This window comes from uncultured Novosphingobium sp., assembly GCF_964277725.1.
Taxonomy (GTDB): domain Bacteria; phylum Pseudomonadota; class Alphaproteobacteria; order Sphingomonadales; family Sphingomonadaceae; genus Novosphingobium; species Novosphingobium fluoreni.
On record NZ_CAXYKL010000071.1, the window covers coordinates 1 to 6,699 of the forward strand.

7 protein-coding genes and 1 tRNA gene are annotated in these 6,699 nt (G+C 65.2%); 7 read left to right on the plus strand and 1 reads right to left on the minus strand.

The features are described from left to right. A partial coding sequence (locus ACHWRX_RS04210; protein ID WP_394658207.1) for a glycosyltransferase occupies window positions 1–506 on the plus strand: 506 nt, incomplete at its 5' end. A gap of 47 nt (window positions 507–553) precedes the next feature. Here ACHWRX_RS04210 and ACHWRX_RS04215 read toward each other — a convergent pair. Beyond that, entirely contained in the window at window positions 554–1,015 is a 462-nt protein-coding gene (locus ACHWRX_RS04215; RefSeq protein ID WP_394658208.1) for a hypothetical protein, read from the minus strand. A gap of 66 nt (window positions 1,016–1,081) precedes the next feature. Between ACHWRX_RS04215 and ACHWRX_RS04220 the strand changes: the two genes are divergently transcribed. The 6 genes from ACHWRX_RS04220 to ACHWRX_RS04245 all read left to right on the plus strand — a co-directional run bounded on the left by ACHWRX_RS04220 (window position 1,082) and on the right by ACHWRX_RS04245 (window position 6,669). Further along, window positions 1,082–2,401, plus strand: coding sequence for a replication-associated recombination protein A (locus tag ACHWRX_RS04220; protein ID WP_394658209.1), 1,320 nt, complete (start codon window positions 1,082–1,084; stop codon window positions 2,399–2,401). A gap of 111 nt (window positions 2,402–2,512) precedes the next feature. Next, the gene (locus ACHWRX_RS04225) at window positions 2,513–3,409 is read left to right on the plus strand and encodes a hypothetical protein (RefSeq protein WP_394658210.1); all 897 of its coding nucleotides are present in this window, start codon (window positions 2,513–2,515) and stop codon (window positions 3,407–3,409) included. Between the two features lie 86 nt (window positions 3,410–3,495). Next, window positions 3,496–5,226, plus strand: a complete 1,731-nt coding sequence (locus ACHWRX_RS04230) for a DUF885 domain-containing protein (protein ID WP_394658211.1) — start codon at window positions 3,496–3,498, stop codon at window positions 5,224–5,226. A gap of 71 nt (window positions 5,227–5,297) precedes the next feature. Next, a tRNA-Thr gene (locus tag ACHWRX_RS04235) sits at window positions 5,298–5,373 on the plus strand. Window positions 5,374–5,581: 208 nt separating this feature from the next. Next, window positions 5,582–6,058, plus strand: coding sequence for a hypothetical protein (locus ACHWRX_RS04240; RefSeq protein WP_394658212.1), 477 nt, complete (start codon window positions 5,582–5,584; stop codon window positions 6,056–6,058). Then, entirely contained in the window at window positions 6,052–6,669 is a 618-nt protein-coding gene (locus ACHWRX_RS04245; RefSeq protein WP_288486883.1) for a hypothetical protein, read from the plus strand. Before ACHWRX_RS04240 ends, ACHWRX_RS04245 begins: the two co-directional genes overlap by 7 nt. Window positions 6,670–6,699: the final 30 nt, after the last annotated feature.

The window sequence follows — 6,699 nt, forward strand, 5'->3', positions numbered from 1 at the left end:
TGATGGAAAAGGGGCTGGACGTCTTTTCCGATTCGATCGACGCATTGCGGCGGCGGGGCGTGCCGCACAAGGTGATGGTCATCGGCGAAGGCCCCGCGCGCGAGTGGTTCGAGAGCCGCCTGCCCGGCGCAGCCTTCGTCGGCTTTCAGGCCGGGGCGGACCTGGGCCGCGCGGTCGCCAGCATGGACTTGCTGTTCAACCCATCCGTCACCGAAACATTCGGCAATGTGACCCTGGAGGCGATGGCCTGTGGCCTGCCGGTCGTGGCGGCGGCAGCCACCGGCAGCGAGAGTCTGGTGGAGGATCACGTCTCTGGCAGGCTGGTCCGGCCGGGCGCGGTGCATCAATTTGCCGAGGCCCTGCGCGCCTATTGCGAAAGCCCGGACCTGCGCGCACGCCATGGTCAGGCAGGCGAACGACGAGCGGCAGATTTCAGCTGGGATCGGATCAATCAGGCCGTCGCCGACACATACCTGCGCCTCGTTCGCACCAAGTCCGGCGGCTAAGGCCCCTCGACCTCCGCACGTGATGCCCTTGCCGAAAAATGCTCCATTCAAGTCAGGACGCGGCGGGTCCGCATGCGAATGGCATAGAGCAGCAGGCCTACCGCCACGATCCAGATCAGGCCCGTCATTCCCCAGTTAGCGGCGGTCTTCATGCTGGGCGGGGTCGGGGTGGCGAAGTCATAGACCTGCGTGGTGGCCAGACCCAGTATTGAGAAAGCAAAGGCATACGCCGCCCACAGCGACCGGCCTAGCAGCAACAGCGCCCCGATCAGGCTGAAGCCAACGCCAGCGGCCCAGCCCAGCACCACCCAGGCCGGATAGGCATCGAGGTAGTCGATCATGTCCGGCGGCAGCGGCGCAAGGTAACCCGCGTCACGAACGTTGGTCATCACGAAATCGTAGCAGCCATATCCGCTCCACAGCAGGCTGAGGATGCCGACGACCCACAGGTGCAGCGGGGCTTTTACCTCCGGGTCGATCTGTTTCGCGGTGTCGGGTTCGATGGTCACGGTGGCGCATCGTAGGCGCACCGGTTTGCCGATGCAATCCGACCGGGCAATCGCTAGATGGCGGATATGGCCGACCTTTTCGCCGATGACCTGCCCGCCCAGCCGCCCGAGCCGACGCGCGCCGACGCCCCCCTGGCCGACCGCCTCCGCCCCAAGGATCTGGGCGAGGTCGTGGGGCAGGAACATGTGACGGGGCCGGAAGGCGCGATCGGTCGGATGGTGGCGGCAGGACGGTTGTCATCGCTGATCCTGTGGGGGCCGCCCGGAACCGGCAAGACCAGCATCGCACGATTGCTGGCGGATGCGGTGGGGATGCGCTTTGCCGCGGTGAGCGCGGTGTTCTCCGGCGTGGCGGACCTCAAGAAGGTGTTCGCGGAGGCCGATATCGCGACGAAGGCCGGGCAGCGGACGCTGCTTTTCGTGGATGAAATCCATCGCTTCAACCGGGCGCAGCAGGACGGCTTCCTTCCTTACGTGGAACGCGGCACCGTTACGCTTGTCGGTGCGACGACGGAGAACCCCAGCTTCGAATTGAACGCCGCGCTGCTCAGCCGTGCCCAGGTCCTGATCCTGCACAGGCTGGATGCGGCAGCGCTCGGCTCCCTGCTCGCGCGGGGAGAAGAGCTTGAAGGCCCACTGCCCCTGACGCCCGCGGCGCGGGAGGCGCTGGTGGCATCCGCGGATGGCGATGGGCGTTTCCTGCTGAACCAGGCCGAGACGCTCTATGCCGCGAAGCTGGACGCCCCGCTCGACCCGGCGGCGCTGGGCAGCTTTCTACAACGGCGCGTGGCGGTGTACGACAAGGATCGGGAGGGGCACTACAACCTCATCTCCGCCCTGCACAAATCGCTGCGCGGATCGGACCCGCAAGCGGCGCTCTACTACATGTCGCGTATGCTGACGGCGGGAGAGGAACCGCTCTATGTCTTGCGCCGCCTGACGCGCTTCGCCAGCGAGGATATCGGCCTGGCAGACCCGCAGGCACTGATCCAGTGCCTGGCGGCGAAGGACGCTTACGACTTCCTGGGCTCGCCGGAAGGCGAACTCGCCATCGTGCAGGCGTGCCTCTATTGCGCCACCGCGCCCAAATCGAACGCGGCCTATGCAGCGCAGAAAGCGGCGTTCAAGTCGGCACGGCAGACCGGATCGCTGATGCCGCCCGCCAGCATTCTCAACGCGCCAACCAAGCTGATGAAGGACATCGGCTACGGCAAGGACTACGCGTACGATCACGACGCCGCCGATGGATTCTCAGGCGCGGACTATTGGCCCGAAGAGATGGAACCGCAGACGTACTACAAGCCAGTGCCGCGCGGCTTCGAGCGACAGGTGATCGAACGGATGGATTGGTGGGAGAAAAAGCGCCGTGAGCGGCGTGAGGAATGAGGCGTTTGCGCACCCGAATAAGCGCCTGACGATCCCACAGCATTCAGGCCTATCTCTCTGGGACGACTCGACTTCGCTCGACGCGAACGGGACGCGGATGCTGCCCGGCCAATGACTCCACGTTTCGGGAACTTCCTGGCCATCGACTGGTCGGGCGCCGTGGGCCCGCGCCAGCCGGGTATCGCGCTGGCGCAATGTTCGATCGAGGGAGACGCCCCCCGCCTGCTCGCGCCGCCGGATCATCGCCATTGGTCGCGCGAGATGGTTCTGCGCCATCTGCGGCACGACTTGTCTGCCGATACGTTGGTCGGCATGGATCTTGGCATATCCCTGCCCTTCAAAGACGGTGGGGCTTTCTTCCCCGGGTGGGAGCGGTCTCCCGCCGATGCCCCGGCCTTGTGGGCGTTGATCGACACGATCTGCGCCGACGATCCGAACCTGGGCGCCGGAAGCTTCGTCGATCATCCCGATCTCAGTCCTTACTTCCGGCGGCACGGCGGGCGCGAAGGGGATCGCTTTCACCTATCGGGCACCGCCCATCGGCGCGGCCGCTTCCGCGTGACCGAAACCGCGCAGGAGCGCGCCGGGTGCAAGCCGTACAGCAACTTCAACCTGGTAGGCGCGGCGCAAGTCGGAAAATCCAGCCTGACCGGGATGCGGTTGCTTCATCAACTGCGGAGCCAGGTTTTCGTTTGGCCGGTGGATGGGCGGGACATTCCCGCAAGCGGTTCGGTGGTCGTGGAAATCTATACCGCCATCGCCGCGCTGGCCGCCAGCCGCCGCGCCGGCCGTTCGAAGATTCGAGACGGCGCGGACCTGGATGCAGCGCTGGTCCAGCTGGGCTCCCCGCCCACCGGCTTGTCCGGCCCGCTGGATGATCACAGCACCGACGCCTTGCTGACCGCCGCGTGGCTACGCCGCCATGCCGACGACAAGGCGCTTTGGCATCCGCCCGAACTGACCGAGAAAATAGCGCTTACAGAGGGGTGGACGTTCGGCGCGGCTTAGATCAGACTTCGCGACGGGAGGGGGTGTTCGTCAATGGCGGGCACCCCTTCGCGCGTTCATCATAGGGGCCGCCAATGAAAACAAGAATGACATTGCTGACCGGGATCGCCTGCCTGGCGCTCAGCGCATGCACCACCGCTACCGCGCCGCCGGTTGCCGAAACTTCGCCGCCATCCACCCAGCCCGCTGCCCAAGCCGCCTGGAAGGACTTCGTGCAGGCCACCATCCAGCAGTGGTTTACGCTCGATCCTTCGACCGCGGTCTATCAGGGCGATCACCGGTTCGATGGCAAATTGCCGGACTGGAGCGAGGCCGGCTTGGCCACTCGTATCGCCTTCCTGCGCTCCGTGGTGAGCGACGCTGGCGCTTACACCAACCTTTCGCCGCAGGATGCCATGGAGCGCGATAACCTCGTCTCCTACGCCCGGCGGGAATTGTTCTGGATCGTCGACGCGGATCGCCCGCACAACAACCCTGATTGGTACATCACCGGCGGGCTCGATCCCAACGTCTACGTCAGCCGCGAATATGCCGACAAGCCGACGCGGATGCGGGCGATGATCAACTTCTTCAACGCGGTCCCCACGGCCGCCGCCAACATCCGCGCCAACCTGAAGACGCCGCTTCCGGCCAGTTTCGTGAAGTACGGCGTGGCGGGCTTCGGAGGTTTCGCCGAATATTACCGAGGCGACGCGCGCACCGCTTTCGCCGATGTGGCAGACCCGGCGCTCCAGGCGCAGTTCAAGGCATCGTCCGAAAAGGCGGGTCAGGCCATGGCGGACCTCACCGCGTGGCTGAAGACGCAGCAGGCCAGCGCGACGCAGAACTTCCCAATGGGCGCGGATCGTTTCTCGAAGATGCTGAAAGAGACCGAAATGGTCGACCTTCCGCTGGATCAGATCGAGGCGATCGGTCGTGCCGATCTCAAGCGCAACCAGGAAGCGCTGAAGCTCGCCTGCGCCCGATACACGCCCGGCAAATCGATCGCGCAGTGCTTTGACAAGCTCAACGCCGATAAGCCGAAGGAAGGCCCCGTGGCCGCGGCGGCCGCGCAGATCCCGGAGCTGACCGCGTTCGTGCGCGAAAAGGATCTCGCCACCATCCCCGGCACCGAGCAGGCTCTGGTCCGCGAGAGCCCGCCCTATAACAGACAGAACAGCGCTTACATCGACCCGCCGGGACCGTTCGAAAAGGGCATCCCGTCGATCTACTACATCTCGCCACCCGATCCGGCTTGGTCGAAGCAGAAACAGCAGGACTATATCCCCGGCAAGAACGATCTGCTGTTCACTAGCGTGCACGAAGTCATGCCGGGGCACTTCCTGCAGTTCCTGCATTCGAATCGCGCGCCTTCGTGGATCGCACGCATCTTCGTACCTTATGCCTATGCTGAAGGTTGGGCGCACTACACTGAAGAGATGATGTGGGAAGCGGGCCTCGGCAATGGCGACGCCGGGGTGCACGTCGGCCAGATCTCGAACGCCTTGCTGCGGGATTGCCGCTTCCTCTCCGCCGTGGGCATGCATGCGCGCGGCATGACCCAGGCGCAGTCGGAAGCGATGTTCGAGAAGGAGTGCTACCAAACCGAAGGCACCGCAGAGCAGCAGGCCGCGCGCGGCACTTACGATCCGGCCTACCTCAATTACACCTTGGGCAAGCTGATGATCCGTAAGCTGCGTGACGATTGGACTGCCACACGTGGCGGCAAGGCGGCGTGGAAATCGTTCCACGACACCTTCCTCGGGTTTGGCGGCGCGCCGATCCCGCTGATCCGCCAGCAGATGATGAACGAACCGGAGCCTCGCGCCGTCTTCTGACGTACGCTGCAAAGCCACTGGACCGGCGCCCCCTCCTCGCGGTATGGGGCGCCGCAACCGCTTCATCGCGGGCCGGCTTAGCTCAGTTGGTAGAGCACCTGATTTGTAATCAGGGGGCCACGGGTTCGAATCCTGTAGCCGGCACCATTCCCGCGCCACCCGATCGCTCAAAGCGTGTGGCTGGCGGGAACGACCTAGCAAAAGTTACGTTTTGAACGCGCAAGGAGATTGACCATGCGCGTTCGCCTTTTGACGACTTCCGCTGCCGCCTTGGCTTTGCTTGCCGGCGCGGCGATCGCTGATCCCGGCGGTGGTAAAGGCGGCCCCGGCGGCCCTCCCGGTGGCGGTGGCCCCCGTGCGGAAGGTCAAGGTCCGGGTGACGGCCCAGGTGGACCCGGCGGTGGACCGGGCGGTGGTCGCGGTGGTGAAGGCCCTCGCGGTGGACCAGGTCGGGATGCAGGTGGCCCCGGACGTGATCGTGGCGGCCCGCCGCAGGCCGAGCGGGGCGGCCCCGAGCACGGTGGTCCCGAGCGCGGTGGTCGCGAGCGCGGTGGTCCTGAGCGCCGGGCGGAACGCGGAGGCCCGGACCGGGATGGACCACGCGGCGGCCCCGGTCGTGCGCCCGATGATCGTCCCGGTCGCGAGCCTGATCGCGGTCCTGAGTGGGCCGATCGCGATGGGCCGGGACGGGGCCGCGGCCCAGAGCGCGGGCCGGAATTTCGGGGAGGCCCTGATGGCCGATCACCAGGGCCTGATACATGGCGCGGCGGCCCGGGGCCCGACGGCCCTCGACGTTTCGCCGTGCCGGAAGACCGGCGCACGCGCGTGGTGACACGCGTTGGCGACTATAGCTGGGGTTCGTTCGCTCCGCCCCGCCAAGCCGACGTTTTCCGTGGCTGCCCGCCGGGGCTGGCGCGCAAATACAACGGCTGCAATCCGCCCGGTCTGGTGCGCCCGCGTGAGGAAGCCTGGTATCGCCCGGACTGGTACGGTTCCGATTGGGGCAATGACTACCGCTATTCGGACGGATACCTGCTGCGCACCAGCGGAAGCTCGGTGCTCAGCTACATCCCGCTGCTGGGCGGTGCGTTGTCGCTGGGTCAGGTATGGCCTTCCGCCTATGAGCCGGTCGCGCTGCCGCAGTACTATAACGACTATTACGATCTCGGACCTTCAAATTCGTATCGGTACTATGATGATACGATCTACGGCGTAGATCCCGGCAATTCGCAAATCAGCAACGTCATAGCGTTGCTGACAGGCAGCGACATCGCGATCGGCCAGGCCATGCCGGAAGGGTATGACGTGTACAACGTGCCCTACGATTACCGCGATCGTTACTATGACACGGACGAGGCGAATTATCGTTACAGCGACGGGACGATCTATCAGATCGATCCCACGACCCAGTTGGTGCAGGCCGCCATCCAATTGCTGACGTAAGAGGAACTGCGATGCAAAAGCGTATGATCG